Annotated in this window: 15 protein-coding genes; 10 read left to right on the forward strand and 5 right to left on the reverse strand. The window is 44.8% G+C overall.

All coding sequences use genetic code 11. From position 1 onward, the window contains the following. The 3 genes from CI597_RS06600 (at window position 1) to CI597_RS06610 (ending at window position 2,357) form a co-directional block, all read left to right on the forward strand. Entirely contained in the window at window positions 1–864 is an 864-nt protein-coding gene (locus CI597_RS06600; RefSeq protein ID WP_024729257.1) for a polysaccharide deacetylase family protein, read from the forward strand. A 186-nt stretch (window positions 865–1,050) separates the two neighbouring features. Then, window positions 1,051–1,578 (forward strand): N-acetylmuramoyl-L-alanine amidase, encoded by a 528-nt coding sequence (locus tag CI597_RS06605; protein WP_024729258.1) that lies wholly within the window; start codon window positions 1,051–1,053, stop codon window positions 1,576–1,578. Window positions 1,579–1,673: 95 nt separating this feature from the next. Next, window positions 1,674–2,357 carry an AraC family transcriptional regulator gene (locus tag CI597_RS06610; RefSeq protein WP_024729259.1) on the forward strand — a complete coding sequence of 228 codons (684 nt, stop codon included), beginning with the start codon at window positions 1,674–1,676 and terminating at the stop codon, window positions 2,355–2,357. A gap of 49 nt (window positions 2,358–2,406) precedes the next feature. Here CI597_RS06610 and CI597_RS06615 read toward each other — a convergent pair whose 3' ends face one another. Further along, window positions 2,407–3,450, reverse strand: coding sequence for a ribonucleotide-diphosphate reductase subunit beta (locus CI597_RS06615; protein WP_009290011.1), 1,044 nt, complete (start codon window positions 3,448–3,450; stop codon window positions 2,407–2,409). Window positions 3,451–3,471: 21 nt separating this feature from the next. Next, complete coding sequence (locus CI597_RS06620; protein ID WP_024729260.1) at window positions 3,472–5,763, reverse strand: ribonucleoside-diphosphate reductase subunit alpha; 2,292 nt, start codon at window positions 5,761–5,763, stop codon at window positions 3,472–3,474. Between the two features lie 335 nt (window positions 5,764–6,098). On the opposite strand from CI597_RS06620, the gene CI597_RS06630 reads away from it, so the two are divergent. Continuing rightward, window positions 6,099–7,655, forward strand: a complete 1,557-nt coding sequence (locus CI597_RS06630; RefSeq protein WP_024729261.1) for an alpha-glucoside-specific PTS transporter subunit IIBC — start codon at window positions 6,099–6,101, stop codon at window positions 7,653–7,655. A gap of 29 nt (window positions 7,656–7,684) precedes the next feature. Beyond that, window positions 7,685–8,167 carry a hypothetical protein gene (locus CI597_RS06635; protein WP_024729262.1) on the forward strand — a complete coding sequence of 161 codons (483 nt, stop codon included), beginning with the start codon at window positions 7,685–7,687 and terminating at the stop codon, window positions 8,165–8,167. Between the two features lie 128 nt (window positions 8,168–8,295). Here CI597_RS06635 and CI597_RS06640 read toward each other — a convergent pair whose 3' ends face one another. Beyond that, window positions 8,296–8,535, reverse strand: a complete 240-nt coding sequence (locus CI597_RS06640; protein ID WP_024729263.1) for a hypothetical protein — start codon at window positions 8,533–8,535, stop codon at window positions 8,296–8,298. A 128-nt stretch (window positions 8,536–8,663) separates the two neighbouring features. Continuing rightward, entirely contained in the window at window positions 8,664–8,876 is a 213-nt protein-coding gene (locus CI597_RS19025) for a hypothetical protein (RefSeq protein ID WP_024729264.1), read from the reverse strand. A 299-nt stretch (window positions 8,877–9,175) separates the two neighbouring features. Here CI597_RS19025 and CI597_RS06650 point away from each other — a divergent pair, with 299 nt between their 5' ends. The 5 genes from CI597_RS06650 (at window position 9,176) to CI597_RS06670 (ending at window position 13,525) form a co-directional block, all read left to right on the forward strand. After that, window positions 9,176–10,510, forward strand: coding sequence for a 6-phospho-alpha-glucosidase (locus CI597_RS06650; RefSeq protein WP_024729266.1), 1,335 nt, complete (start codon window positions 9,176–9,178; stop codon window positions 10,508–10,510). A gap of 19 nt (window positions 10,511–10,529) precedes the next feature. Then, complete coding sequence (locus tag CI597_RS06655) at window positions 10,530–11,015, forward strand: PTS sugar transporter subunit IIA (protein WP_024729267.1); 486 nt, start codon at window positions 10,530–10,532, stop codon at window positions 11,013–11,015. A 144-nt stretch (window positions 11,016–11,159) separates the two neighbouring features. Then, window positions 11,160–11,945, forward strand: coding sequence for a MurR/RpiR family transcriptional regulator (locus CI597_RS06660; protein ID WP_024729268.1), 786 nt, complete (start codon window positions 11,160–11,162; stop codon window positions 11,943–11,945). Beyond that, window positions 11,923–12,681 (forward strand): MurR/RpiR family transcriptional regulator, encoded by a 759-nt coding sequence (locus tag CI597_RS06665; protein ID WP_024729269.1) that lies wholly within the window; start codon window positions 11,923–11,925, stop codon window positions 12,679–12,681. The genes CI597_RS06660 and CI597_RS06665 overlap by 23 nt, the downstream gene beginning before the upstream one ends. A gap of 73 nt (window positions 12,682–12,754) precedes the next feature. After that, a complete protein-coding gene (locus CI597_RS06670) occupies window positions 12,755–13,525 on the forward strand; it encodes a DeoR/GlpR family DNA-binding transcription regulator (protein ID WP_024729270.1) in 771 nt (256 codons plus the stop codon). A gap of 61 nt (window positions 13,526–13,586) precedes the next feature. Here CI597_RS06670 and CI597_RS06675 read toward each other — a convergent pair whose 3' ends face one another. Further along, a complete protein-coding gene (locus CI597_RS06675; protein ID WP_024729271.1) occupies window positions 13,587–15,116 on the reverse strand; it encodes an ABC-F family ATP-binding cassette domain-containing protein in 1,530 nt (509 codons plus the stop codon). Between the last annotated feature and the right edge of the window lie 422 nt (window positions 15,117–15,538).

Genomic DNA, 15,538 nt, shown 5'->3' on the forward strand with positions numbered 1-15,538 from the left:
ATGAGCAGAAGAAGGAGAACAAGAAGGAAATGGAACAAAGCCGGTATTGCCGGATGGATTCTTTTACTGGCTGTAGTCATAGCCGGGAGTATCTGGTTTGTCCGTTCCGGAAAGACAAAATACACAAGTGTAAATGACGGGATTGGAGAAATGACCGCGAAGGCCAATGAAGGTGTCATGGACAAAGGAACAGGAGACGAATTAAAGGAGTCGCTCTATGTTCCGAGAAAAATTGATAAAACGAAGAAGCTGATCGCATTTTCTTTTGATGACGGTCCGGCCAGAGAGAATACGGACAGGATTGTCAAGGCTTTAGACAAAAATGATGCGAGAGCAACATTTTTTATGCTGGGACAGAATGCCAACCTGTATCCGGAACTGGTAAAGGAAGTCATGGATTCAGGAAATGAAGTGGCAGGACATTCATGGAATCATCCTCAGCTCACAAAGATCGGGACTTCCGGAGTCCGGCTGCAGATGCAGAAGATGAACGCTGCCATCTCCAAGGTGACAGGAGCAGATGTGGGACAGCTTAGACCTCCTTACGGTGCTATCAATGACACGGTGAAAGCCAATGTTGATGCTCCTCTGATTTTATGGAGCATCGATACGCTGGATTGGAAGACACTGAATACAAATGCCACGGTCAACACGATTTTAAAGCAGGCCAAGGACGGAGACATCGTATTGATGCATGATATCCATAAACCTTCGGTGGCGGCAGTGGAAAAGGTTCTTCCTCAGCTGAAGGCAAAGGGATTTGAAGTGTGCACGGTATCTGAGCTCCTGGAAGCCAAGGGAATAAAGGTCGGCAAGGGCGATGTGGTCATTAGTGCAAACCAGATCAACAGGTATGAAAAATAGGTTACATAGAATCAGTGATTCACTCACCCGGGTAAGTGATTGACTGCAGAACTATTGCTTGAGCAGCAGAAAATTTTTATAATAGACCTATCACAAAAGACAGGTGTAGGTTGTAAGATTAAGGCAGGACCTTCTTTATGGTTTTGCCTTTTTCATTGATCCGAAATAAAAAAAGGAGGCAAATGTATGAAAAAAGCAGTAATTTCAGTGGGCCACAGTATTTTGAAAAACGGTATGTGCACTTCAGCCAGCGGTGTTGTGAATGAATACCAGTATAACAAGGCGCTTGCCCCTCTTTTAAAGGTGTACCTGGAGAAGAACGGGTGGAAAGCAGATGTTATTGTATGTCCCGAAAAGAAATTTGCATCTAAGGAAGAGGAAAAATCATATAAACTACCTCTCATCAATCAGGGCGGCTATGATCTGGCTTTGGAACTGCATTTAAATGCCAGCGACGGAACAGGACATGGCGCGGAAGTGTACTACAAGACGGAGACAGGAAAAGCGTATGCACAGAGAGTTCAGAAAAAGCTGGCCGGTGTATTCAGGGACAGGGGAGCGAAAAAAGAGGATCATCTGTATTTTCTGAATGGAACAAAACCGGCGGCTATTCTTGTGGAAAGTTTTTTCTGCGATAATAAGGGTGACTGTGAATTGGGAAAAGATATGAAAAAGGTAGCAAAATTGATAGCAGACGGAATTGCAGGAAAATAGTCTGTGAGGCAGTTCTCTTTTTCGTGCACAGATTAAGAGGAATATTTTTTCATATGGCTGTATTCTTTTGTTGTAGGAGGGAGTTTAGAGATGGAATGGATGAAGCGGCTGAGCTGAGCACCGGAAAGGAAAAGATCGTGGATATAGCACTTAAATATGGCTATGATTCACCGACCGCATTTAACCGGGCATTTCAAAGTGTTCATCACACAGCGCCTTCGGCGGCGAGAAAAAACGGTATCATATTGAAATCCTATCCTCCCATCAGTTTTCAGATCACAATAAAAGGAGATGCAGAGATGAATTACAGAATTGAGACAAAAGAGAGCTTCCGTATTATAGGGCCGTCTGCGCCGATGCACAAAGATGTGGAAAAAAACTTTCAGATGGTGCCCGGACTGTGGACAAAAGCTGCCGCAGACGGATCTGTCCAGAAACTGGTTTCTAAGATTGGAAAAGAACCTCAGGGCATTTTGGGAGTCAGTGCATGTGACGATAAGTCAGAGCAGTGGAAATATCTCATCGCAGTTTCAAGCGATGATCCCACAGAAGAAGGCTGGGATGAATATATGGTTCCGGCTGCCACCTGGGCAATCTTTGAAGGAGAAGGTACCATGCCGGAATCGATCCAGCAGCTGGAAAAGAGGATCGGGACGGAATGGCTGCCGAACTCAGGATATGAGTTTGGGGAAGCGCCGGACATTGAGGTATACTTGAATGCGGACCCTGAAAATGCAAAATATGAAGTTTGGGTTCCGGTAAAGAAGAAAAGTGAATAAACGGTAAATCAAAGATCCGGCAGCTGTAATAACTGCCGGATCTGCATTTTTACAGATCATCCACTAAGGCACTGCTTTTTGCATACGCAGTGCTTTTTGCCTCGAAAAAATCTGTTTTAATCATGTTGGCATTAGAGAACTGGCTGACCCAGGACATGGATTCCGGTTCAGTTTCACTGCCTGGATAGATGGGTTCAAAACCGAGATTTTGGCACCTCAGATTTCCAAGATAACGGATATATTCCTCCACCATTTCTTTTTTGAGACCCTGGATCTCATCGCCGATCACATAATGACCCCAGCGGATTTCCTGCTCACAGCCCTTTTTAATCATCCGGCGGTAGTCATTGATACAGTCAGGATGGAACAGGGAGGGTTCTTCCTTCTTTAATTCCAGCAGAATATTTTTGAACAGCCACAAATGTGTATTTTCATCCCTGTTGATATACCGGATTTCCTGTACAGAACCAGGCATACGGTGATTTCTTCCAAGATTATAAAAAAACATAAAACCGCTGTAAAAGTAAATGCCTTCTAAGATGTAGTTGGCAACGAGTGTTTTTACGAATGTTTCTGTATTTTTATTAGTCTGAAAATCATTATAAAGGTCTCCGATGAATTGATTTCTCTCCAGCAGATGAGGGTCATTCTTCCACTGATACAGGATATCGTTTCTTTCCTGGGGCTCACAGATCGTATCCAGCATATAGCTGTAACTCTGACTGTGGACTGCCTCCTGGAATGCCTGGATCGACAGGCACAGATTGACTTCATTGGCTGTGATATATTCACTGATATTTGGAAGGTTTGCCGTCTGAATGCTGTCCAGGAAGATAAGAAAAGAAAGGATCTTATCATATGCCCGGCGTTCAGGCTCGGAAAGCTGCTTATAATCTTTGATGTCCGTCCCCAGATTGATCTCTTCGGGTATCCAGAAATTATTCATAGCCTGGCGGTACCAGCCGCTGACCCAGGGGTATTTCATATTGTTAAAATCATTCAGGTTTGTTGTATTTCCGTTGATCATCCTGCGCTTTCGGACATCCGTGTCACCGTAAGGATTAAACAGAGGTTTTTTTGTAAGTTCTGTCATTGATTCTCTCTCTTTCTGTAGTTAAGAAGAACAAACTTCGCAATCTTCAACTTCAAGGCTTTTGGACCGCATGTAATAAATTGTTTTGACTCCCTGTTCCCATGCCAGGATATAGAGGTCCAGGACTTTTCGGAACGTGTATTCATTGGTGATATACAGATTCATGCTCTGTGCCTGGTCGATGTGTCTCTGACGGACACCGCATGCTCTCACAGACCAGGTCTGGTCAATATAGTGGGCATTTTTATAATACCAGAACGTCTCCATGGACAGTTCAGGGGCAACTCTTGGGATCAGCCCATATTTCTTCTCTTCCAGAAAGTACCGGTTCATGACAGGATCCAGGCCTGCCGTGGTCCCGGCGATAATACTGGTGCTGCTTGTAGGTGCTGCGGCAAGCAGATAGCCGTTGCGCAGCCCGTGTTTTTTGATCCGGTCCTCAAGTACTTTCCAGCGTCCTTTTGTGAGACCACGCTTTCTGAAATATTCCCCGGTCTGCCAGTCACTGCCCGGGAAATACGGATAATATCCTTTTTCTTGGGAAATTTTTGAACTGGCTTCCAGTGCGGCATAATGGATATCGGAAAATACTCTTTCTGCGAATTTTAAATGTTCTTCGCTCTCCCATTGTATTTTATGCTTTGCCAGCATGTGGTGATAACCGCTGACTCCGAGGCCTACGGGGCGGTATCTTCTGCTGTTGATCTCGGCATAAGGCACAGGAAAAAAGTTCAGGTCGATTACATTGTCCAGGGCCCTCACTGCACTTTCTGTGACATAGGACAGCTGCTCGTAATCGGTGACACAGAGATTCCCGAGGGAGAGGCTTGCCAGATTGCAGACTACAAAGTCTCCTGGTTTTGTGACGTTCACAACGACTTCCTCACCACCGATAATTTCAATTCTCTGTTCTGTCTGTACGGAGGCGCTCATATTCTGGGCGATCTCGGTACAGAGGTTGCTGCAGTAGATGATACCCTTGTGTGGGTTGGGATTTGCACGGTTGACATGATCCCGGTTGAATGTAAATGGCGTTCCGGTCTCTGCTGCACTTTTGATAATCATCCTCACGATATCTTTGATGGGGATCACACGCTTACTGATTCTGTCATCCCGGACACAGTCCAGATATTTTTCTGTCCACTCCGTTCCATAGCAGTCTTCCAGTGCATAACCTTTGACTGTGAGTATGTCGTGGGGGCACATCAGGTACCAGCTGCCTTCAATATTATCTCTTGCCTGTTCCCAGAAATAGTCGGGATAGCAGACTGCAGGGAACACGTCGTGGGCTTTCATTCGTTCATCTCCGTTGTTTGTCCGGAGACTCAGAAATTCGGGAAGGTCTTTGTGCCAGACGTCCAGGTAAACGGCCACGGCACCCTGCCGCATTCCAAGCTGGTCTACGGCCACAGCCGTATCATTTGCAAGCCGTATCCAGCGGATCACACCTCCCGCGGCTCCCTCAAATCCCCGGATCGAGCTTCCGCTGGCCCTCACTTTTCCGAAGTAAAGGCCCATGCCTCCTCCAAATTTGCTTACTTTGGAAAAGCTGTCAATGCTTCGGTATATTCCGTCCAGGCTGTCCGGAACCGTGTCAATGAAACAGGAAGAGAGCTGATGGTAAGGTTTTCTGGCATTGGAAAGAGTCGGAGTGGCCATGGTGACTTGAAGGAGGCTTAACATATCATAAAAACGTTTGACCCACTGATTTCTGTCTTCTGTTTCCTTCATCGCCAGATGCATGGCGATGCCCATGAACATTTCCTGGGGAGTCTCCAGAGGATTCCCCTGCCGGTCCCGGATCACATACCGGCTGAGCAGAAGTTCCAGGCCGGAATAGTGAAACAGGCTGTTTCGCTCCGGCCGGATCCAGGATGAAAACAAACGGATCTCATCTTTAGAGTAATGTTTCAGGATATAATCTCCATATAAATTCTGCTGACTCAAAAATATAATTTTATCACAGAAATTCCGGATATGGTATTCTTCTAAATTGTTTTTAACCACAGATTCGAACTCCAGGATCTTGAGCCTTGCGGCAATATTCTCCCATTTGGGAGCCTCCTGGGAAGTGAGCTCGGCGGCCGCCTTTACAAGCAGAAGGAGTTTCTCATGATCCTCCATATTTTCCTTCAGAAAACTCTGAAACTTCTCGTTCAGGATATTTAAGTCATATTCTTTCTGCAGAAACTCATTTTGTATGGATTTAAGAAGGTTTCCAATCGGAAATTCCTCTGTCCGGAATGCTTCCAGTATCGTCTGTCTTACAATGACAGCGTTTTCGGAGCCCTGTGCTCTTGTTATGTTTTTCATATGAATTGTTCACCTTTCAACTATATGTAGGATGCTAAAAATTATATTAACACAATATATTGATCTTGACAACGCATATCAAGAATAAAACTGATGCAAAGAGACACGGGAATATATTCCTCCTGGGAAATTTCACGGGAATTGTGCAGCTTCATTGTTTGATAGCCCCTCTCCCTAAAGCCTTTGTATATATTGATTACATTTTCAAGGTCTGTTAGGATGGATTTGTTGAAAATAACAACACAGTAAAGATCAGAAGATTCCGTCTGATGTGTTGTGCTCAATACCCAGGCGCCGGGCTTTGAGTCCAGTTGACGAAGAAAGGATGAAAAATTATGATGCAGAAAATTCAAAAATTCGGCGGGGCGATGTTTACTCCGGTTCTCTTGTTCGCCTTCGCGGGAATTGTCATAGGGATCGGAACCCTGTTTACCACAGAGACTATTATGGGCAGTCTTGCTGCTCCGTCCAGCATGTGGTACAAATGCTGGAATGTGATATTACAGGGCGGCTGGACCGTATTTAACCAGCTCCCTCTCCTGTTTGTTGTCGGACTTCCAATTGGCATGGCGAAAAAACAGAATGCCCGGTGCTGTATGGAAGCTTTGGTTTTATATCTCACATTTCACTATTTCCTGAGCACGATCCTTTCCCAGTGGGGAGGAGTCTTCGGGGTTGACTTCGCACAGGAAGTCGGCGGCACAAGCGGTCTCACAATGATCGCAAATATAAAAACCCTGGATATGGGTATGATGGGCGCACTCGCTATCGCGGGAATCGTCATTTACTTACATAACCGTTTCTTTGACACGGAACTTCCGGAATGGCTGGGTACGTTCAGCGGCTCCACCTTCGTATTCATGGTCGGATTTTTCGTGATGATTCCGGTGGCAGTCCTCGCAGCATTATTATGGCCCAAAATCCAGATTGGTATGTTTGCATTCCAGGGATTTGTCAAAGGAGCGGGAGCTCTCGGAATATGGGTCTTCGTCTTTTTAGAGAGAGCCCTGATTCCTTTTGGCCTGCACCATATCTTATATTCACCGTTTTATTACGACAATGTGGTGGTACCCGGAGGACTTTATGCCTACTGGGCAACCAAGCTGCCTGAGATCGCAGCGTCCGGTGCATCTTTAAAATCGTTGGTTCCTATGGCCGGATTCACATCCACTGGGTTCTCAAAAATCTTCGGATGTCCGGGGATCGCACTGGCTTTTTACTCAACTGCGAAGAAAGAGAAGAAAAAGAAGATCCTGGGTCTGCTAATTCCGATCACACTGACCGCGATTTTCTGCGGCGTGACAGAGCCGATCGAGTTTACCTTCCTGTTCGTGGCGCCTGTACTCTTTGTAGTCCACGCACTGCTGGCGGCCACCTTATCCACTACCATGTATCTGGCAGGAATCGTAGGAATCCACTCCGGCGGAGCGATCGAAATGGCTTCTTTAAACTGGATTCCTCTGATGGGAAATCACTGGAAACAGTATCTGCTCCTGCTGGTCATCGGCCTTGTATTTACCGGAATTTATTTTGTGGTATTTAAATTTCTGATTCAGAAATTTGATTTCAAGACACCGGGTCGGGAAGATGATGATGAGATTAAATTTGGTTCCAAGAAAGAGTTCAGGGAGAAGAAAGGTTCTAAGCAGGACCAGAAAATAGAGTTTGCGCAGCTGATCCTTGAAGGCCTGGGAGGAAAGGATAACATAGAAGATGTGACAAACTGTGCAACCAGGCTCAGGGTCAATGTAAAAGATGAAAAGCTTTGTAAGGACGACCCTTATTTTAAATCCATAGGAGCCCATGGCTGCTCAGTAAATGGAAAGTCATTCCAGGTTATTATCGGCCTGAAAGTAGCGGGCGTCCGGGACGATTTTGAGAGTTTACTGTAGTAGGTTGAATTAAGAAAGCAGGGAAAAAGATGATGAATGTAAAAAGCAGCAGATTAGACAGGTATTACAATATCGCCAGGGTCCTCCTTTGCCTGACACCGTTCGTGTGCCTTGCGTACCTTTCCATGGGAGCGGCCAGAGTGGGAGGCTCAGTCTCAGCCGCGATCGGGGAGGACCCTAAGCTTGCGGTGATGTTTCTGGTGTCTATGATCAATCCGTTTATCGCATACCTCATGACGTTTATGCAGAAGAAATTACACATGGATGCTGCCTATGCAGTTGTCAATCTCACCCTGCTCATTGCGGCAGAAATCATGCTTCAGAACATCTGGTATATCCTGCTCCTTGGGTTTATACTGTATAAGACAACCCGGGAGAGCGGACTGACCGTCAGGGAGAGCTTTAAAAAAGTTTGGAGGAATCAGTTTCTGAGTGTTATTTCAGGGAGCCTTGTCGTGATCGCGCTGTGCTCTGTCTGCCTGTTTGCAACCATAAGAATTGCGCTGCATTAAGCAGAAAATGGACGTAATTTCTACCGGATAAGTATCCATCTAACAATAGTTTTTTACCACTATTGTAGGAGCGCATTTTAAAGCGCGACGGAAATAGTGGTAAAAAACTCATTGAATGAAATATCTGTTTACATATCTCCGATAGAGAAGTTCACCAGGCGAAAATAGTCTTTTACATCCGGAATCGTCAGACGGAGGCACAGAGGGCCGCCGTTTTTTCTGTATTCCTGATATAAACCTTTCTGGATCATGCGGCTGTTCCATATATCCAGAGGCTTACCGCCGTCAGTCCAAAGAATCACCGGCCCGCTGCAATGGTCTGCAAGGCACAGAAATTCATCCAGGTTAAAAATATAAAGTTTTATCATTGATCTGCCCTCCTTTCATAGATTACAGTTTTTAGGAGAGAAAGAATCGGGGCCCTGTTTCTGTTCTGCTTATCTGTAATATCATTATAACGAAAAAATACAGATAAAAATATAAGATTACTGCTGCTTTATATCACTATCCTGCCATTTGCGTCGGTATTCTTTTGGTGAACATCCCATGGTTTCCCGAATGCGTGTGCGATCTGAGAGACCGTCAGTTTTTCAGAATAATGCTCCTGAACGTACTGCATTATGGATTTTATTTTTTTTGAGTCCAGAGATTTTGTGGCGTGCAGGACATTGGAATTGACCAGACCGCCGGAACCGGCAGGAAAGCTCATTTTTCCGCCCGGAGTGTAATATTCCAGAGTTTCTTTTTGGATATAAAATAATCCGGCCTCCTTATGCAGTGCCAGGGGATCTGACCGCCGATACAGCGGTCAAACTCTACATAGGAACAGGTATATGGAAAATCCGGGCTAAAATCCGGGAAATGTGAAAATTCACAGCTTTTGTTCTGTGTCACGGAACCAATGACCGCTCCCTAAACCCGGCAAATCTATTGTCACCGGATGCTTTTGGGGTGTACTATTTGGTCAGTGAAGAAAACAACAAAGCAAATGCTAGGAGGATGTTGATTATGACAAAGAAGAAATATGCAGTTACAGTGGCAGGAGGAGGCAGCACATTTACACCGGGTATCGCTCTGATGCTCTTAGAGCACATGGACCGTTTTCCAATCAGAAAAATCATGTTTTACGACAATGACGCCGAGAGACAGGAAGTAGTGGCACAGGCATGCCGGATTTACCTGAAAGAGCATGCACCGGAAATTGAATTTGGATATACGACGGACCCGGAGACTGCATTTACAGACATTGATTTCGTACTGGCACATATCCGGGTAGGGAAATATGCCATGAGAGAGCTGGATGAAAAAATTCCGTTAAAATACGGGGTGCTCGGACAGGAAACCTGCGGACCGGGAGGAATTGCTTACGGAATGCGTTCCATAGGCGGCGTTATCGAGATTTTAGATTATATGGAACAGTATTCTCCGAATGCCTGGATGCTGAACTACTCAAATCCGGCAGCCATCGTTGCGGAGGCTACCAGGAGGCTGCGTCCTGATTCCAAGATCCTGAACATCTGCGACATGCCGATCGACCTGGAAGAGAAAATGGCAGATATGTGCGGGCTGTCTTCCAGAAAAGAGATGCAGGTCGGATATTATGGGCTGAACCACTTCGGATGGTGGCATAAGATTTATGACAATAACGGAAATGATCTGATGCCGCAGATTAAAGAGCATATGAAAGCAAACGGTTTTGCGGACGCATTGTCCGATACAAACCAGCATGTGGATGAAAGCTGGGTACATACCTTCCAAAAGGCAAGAGATGTCTACGCAGTAGATCCGGAGACGATCCCGAATACCTACTTAAAATATTATCTGTTCCCTGATTATGTGGTAGAAACCTCTGATCCGGAGTACACAAGGGCCAATGAAGTCATGGACGGACGGGAGAAATTTGTGTTCGGAGAGTGCAGGCGGATTGTAGAAAACGGCACAAGCAAAGGATGTGCGTTTGAGGCGGATGCACATGCAACTTATATCGTTGACCTCGCCTGTGCCATCGCTGAGAATACACAGGAAAGATTCCTCCTGATCGTTCCGAATGAAGGGGCAGTGGAAAACTTTGACCGCACAGCCATGGTTGAGATTCCCTGTATCGTAGGCTGCAACGGATATGAAAAGATCTGCCAGGGAGCAATTCCTCAGTTCCAGAAAGGATTGATGGAACAGCAGGTAAGTGTAGAAAAACTGACAGTGGAAGCGTGGATCGAGGGAAGCTATCAGAAACTGTGGCAGGCGCTGACTCTTTCAAAGACAGTTCCGAGTGCAAGGATTGCAAAACTGATTTTGGATGACCTGATTGAAGCAAACAAAGACTTCTGGCCGGAACTGAAATAAGTCAAATGGGAGGTATGGGATGTTCGGATTTTTAAAGGGAAAAAGTAAAAAAGAGAAGATATTTTATTCCATGGTAACAGGAAAGAGTATTGATCTTTCTGAGGTAGATGATGAAATGTTTGCAGGAAGGGTTCTGGGTGACGGGATTGCTGTCTGGCCGGAGGAGGATGTGTTTTCGGCTCCCTGCACCGGTACAGTGACTACGGTGACGGATACAAAGCATGCCATCGGTCTTGAGAACGGTGACGGTGTTCAGGTGCTCATTCATATCGGACTGGACACGGTAAAACTTGATGGAAAGGGCTTTGAAACTTATGTGGAGCCAGGACAGAAGGTAAAAGTCGGTGATCCCCTTGTAAAGGTGGACCGTCAGATGCTCAGGGAAGAAAAAATTCCGGACGTCTCCATGCTGGTTTTCATAGAACCAAACGGACATAAACTGACTAAATTTTATACACGACAGACAGTGGAGGCGGGAACAAGTCCTCTGGTGGAATACGAGTAGGAAATTTCTCCATTATTGCAAGGCAGGTATCATGAGGATATCTGCCTTCTTGCATCAATGGACAAAATGTGGGAAATAGAGTAAAATTAGGGTAAGATTCAGGAACCAGAAGGCGGCGGAAGCATTTATGAGGTAGATGTCTTTATGAAATTAGATGAACTGGTGAACAAGCATTACGGACAGCTCAATGAAAATGATTTATACATATGGAATTACATATTTTCACACAGGAAAGAGTGTGAAAAGCTTACCATAGACCAGCTGGCTTTTAAGTGCAGTGTGTCGAGGACAACCGTTCTGCGGTTTGCCCAGAAACTGTCCTTAAAAGGTTATGGTGAACTAAAGGTCTTTTTAAAGCTTGATAATCAGGAGGCAAAGGAAAACATCGGGCATGTGGACATGGTCTGTGAGTCTTACCGCCGGGTGATCGACAGCATGAAAGAAAAGGACTGTACAGATATCTTTAGGAAGTTTGATCAGGCAAAGAATATCTACGTGTATGGGATCGGCATGATCCAGTCTTCCATTAAAAAAGAGTTAAAGCGGACCTTCATGATGAGCGGGAGGCTGATCTATGATCTGAGCGGATATGAGGAAGCGGAAAGGCTTCTCAGCATTGTCACGGAGGATGACTTGTTTATCATCATATCTGTTTCAGGAGAGAATGAATTTATCAATAACTTTACTAAAAATCTAAAGATCCGGGGCGTCTCTGTGCTGTCCATCACGAAGCTTCGGGAAAATACGCTGGCACATATGGCGGACTATGCTCTCTACGTTACTGAGACGGTGTTTTCCCAGCCGTTCAGTCACATAGAGTATGATTCTCTCACATCATATTTCATTTTGATTGAGATTTTATTTTTAAAGTACATGGAATATAAGACAAAAAAAGAGGAGATAGCGGATGAGGCTGGAAACCCTGATTGAAGAAAATTATGATAAACTGAATGAAAATGATTTGAGTGTCTGGAACTATATTCTGCGGCATAAGAAGGAGTGTCAGACCATGTCGATCCAGGAGCTGGCAAAACAGTGCCATGTGTCCCACACAACAGTCTCAAGATTTACTCATAAACTGGGGATGGAAGGCTACGGGGAACTGAAGATTTTTTTGAAATGGGACAGCCGGGAGGAGGAATCCTTCGATGTGAGGGAGATCGAGCGGGTCTACCAGGACTACATAAAGACTCTGGATATGATGAAGGACAGGGACTGTTCTGATGTCTCAGAGATGCTTTCCAAGGCCGGAAGCATATATGTATACGGAACAGGAGCGGTCCAGAAAAATGCTGCAAGAGAGTTAAAGAAGAACCTGCTTTTCCTGGACTATTTATGTAATTTGATTGAAGGACGAGATGAAATAAAGATGGTGCTGGAAATCGTAAAAGAGGGAGATGTATTTTTTCTGTTTTCTCTTTCCGGTGAAAATGCCTTTGTCAATGAGCTGACAGGCAGGCTGAAAGCAAAGGGTGTCAAAATCATCTCTGTGACAAAAGTGGGGAATAATGAGCTGTCGCGGCTCAGTGATATCAGCCTTCAGTTCTATGCTCATCCGGTGCTGAAGGGAAGGTGTAATTCCGATGTATATATGACGGCTCAGTTTTTTGTGGTCAATGAGTTTTTACTTTTAAAGGGATTGGAGTATGGAAGAAGTGAAGAGTGAATTCTAAAAGGTACAATAGACGGTCTTTCTCTTTTCTGTTAAAATAAAAAGAAAAATCAGGTGGTGACAGATCATGTTTGTAGAAGAAAGACAGCAAAAGATTCTTGAACTTTTGCATGAAAATCAGAAAGTAAAAGTAAAAGAGCTGAGCCGGATGTTTGAGGTTACAGAAGACTGTATCCGGAAAGATCTGGCCAGTATGGAAGGCCGCGGCCTTTTAAAGCGTGCCTATGGAGGTGCTGTTTTGACGGAAGGCATGCACCCGGGGCACAGCAATGCGGTTTCTTCAAGGAAGGAAACGAACCTGAAAGAAAAACAGAGGATTGCAAAAAAAGCGGTAAAGCTGATCAGCGACGGGGATGTGGTTTTTTTGGACACATCCACAACGAACCTGGAGGTTGCGCGGGAAATCATCCGTTCTAAACGGAAAGTGACGGTCGTAAGCTGTATGCTGGATATCGCAAATCTGTTCGCAGCAGATGTAAACACTGGATTTATACTTTTAGGAGGAGAGTTCAACCGTTCTCAGATTGGGTTCCTGGGTTCGCTGACCCTTTCTATGATGGAGAACTTCAGATTTGATCTCTGCTTTATGGGTGTTGTCGGGGCGGATATAAAAGGAAATGAAGTCACTACCTATGTTCCGGAGGACGGAGCCATGAAGCGGAAGGCCATTGATAAAAGCCGCAGAAGATATCTGGTGATGGAGACAAAAAAGTTTGATTTCCAGGCAAATTATGTCTTCACAGATTTCACACAGGTAGATGGGGTGATCTGTGAGAAGGAGCCTCAGGAAGAGATAAGAGAAGTGCTGAGAGAATATGGAACAGAGATCATAGCATGACAGTTCCTGTATGATCTCCGCTCGATTTTTGAAATGTATGGATAGCAATACAAGGTTAAAATTATTTTTGGATTTGTATCATTCTGTCCACCCAGCCGCGGTAAAAATTCTCTTCATGAGATACAACCAGTACGGTTCCTGTAAAATTTTTCAATGCATTTTTCAATGCTTCTTTAGCCGCTGCATCCAGGTGATTTGTGGGTTCATCCATAATTAAAAAATTACATGGTTTTAGTGTCAGCAGGCATAACTTTACCTTACACTGTTCACCTCCGCTCAATGATCCAATCTCCTGTCCGGCATGACGGCTGGAAATTCCGCACTGCGCAAGATGCTGCCGTACTTTTTTGATTGGGAGAGAGGGATAACAGTCAGACACGATCTGTAGCGGCGTCTTGGTTATATCATCCCATATTAGATCCTGTTCAAAGTATCCGATGGTGACCTGCTCTGAAAATGAGAAACTGCCGTCTAAGGCAGGAATCTGATTCGTCAGAGTTTTCAAAAGGGTGGATTTGCCGATTCCGTTGAAACCTGTGATCACAATTTTCTGTCCTCCTTTTGCTGAAAATTGAAGGCCGGAGAGAAGCGGATATTGATACCCCACAGACAAATGTCTCACGGACAGGTGGTCAGCATTTGTCACCGGAAGCTGTGAAAAATTAAAACACGGTCGGTTCTCAGTTACGTCTGGATTTTCCATGCGTTCCATCCTGTTCAGCTGCTTCTTGCGTCCTCTGGCCATTTTTGACTTTCGCCCGGCCATGTTTTTTCTGATAAATTCTTCTGTTTCTTTGATCTTTTTCTGCTGGAAAGAATACCGTCGGATATATTCTTCCTGAAGAAACGTTTTCTTTTTTAAAAAATCAGAGTAGGTGCCGTAATATTTTGTAAGTCTGCCGTTATGAATATCGCATACGCGGTTGACGCTCTGTTCTAAAAATTCATTGTCGTGGGAGACAACCAGAAAAGCGCTCGGAAGCCCTGAAAGGTAGTCTGCCAGCCAGGAGACGTGCTCCTTATCCAGAAAGTTTGTAGGTTCATCCAGCAGCAGGACAGAAGGCTGTTCCAGCAAAAGTTTAGCGAGGATGACTCTGGCTCTCTGACCTCCGCTGATTTTTTCTACCGGGCATTCAAGACCGATAGTGAGGAGTCCCAGTCCGGCAGCTGCCTGTTCAATCCTGGTGTCAATCTGATAAAAGTCATGGAGCTCTAATTGTTCCTGGAGCCGTGCGGCGGCAGGGAGGGCTTTTTCATCTCCGGCCGCTGCTTTTGAATACAGCAGATTCATTTGCTCCTCTTTTATAAAGAGAGACTGAAAAGCAGATTTTAAGAAATCTGAGATCGTTATATTTTCTTTCATCTGTGCGTATTGATCCAGGCATCCGAAAGAAGCTGCAGGATGTCTGAAGATCTGTCCGCTGTCGGGAGTAATCTGCCCGGTGCAGATTTTGATAAACGTACTTTTTCCTGCACCATTTGGACCGACAATTCCTATATGTTCTCCTTTATTGAGCTGGAATTTTGTTTCTTTAAAAAGCTGTTTATCACCGAATGAATGTGATAAATCTTTAATATCTAATAAACTCATGATGATCTGATCCTTTCATATAAAAAAGACAGAAGACAAAATACATTTCTGTATCTGCCTTCTGCCGTATTGTCAGTATGTTATAGAACAACAGAAGGCCGCGGACAAAACATTGTCCGCAGCCTTTTAGCATGGGATTCTTCGGGAAAACAGGTATCCAAATAAGGACTGCTCATGCAGCCGCAGATGATTCTGGATTTGTCTCCCGATGAAATCTTAAAGCGGATAAAATCCGCCGTACTCTGCACAATGTTTCATCGGTCTGAATTGTACAGAGTTTACTCGCCTTCTCGGCTGGTCTGATCTATATAAGCCCATGCTGGTTGCTCCTTTTGTTTCATAAAATTTTCTGAGTGGTTTTTGAGATTTTATTTTGCACACGCTTGTAGTGAGGCAATTCAAAGCCGAACAGAAATCGTGTG

This window comes from Anaerostipes hominis (ex Lee et al. 2021), from assembly GCF_002270485.1.
Classification (GTDB): domain Bacteria; phylum Bacillota; class Clostridia; order Lachnospirales; family Lachnospiraceae; genus Anaerostipes; species Anaerostipes hominis.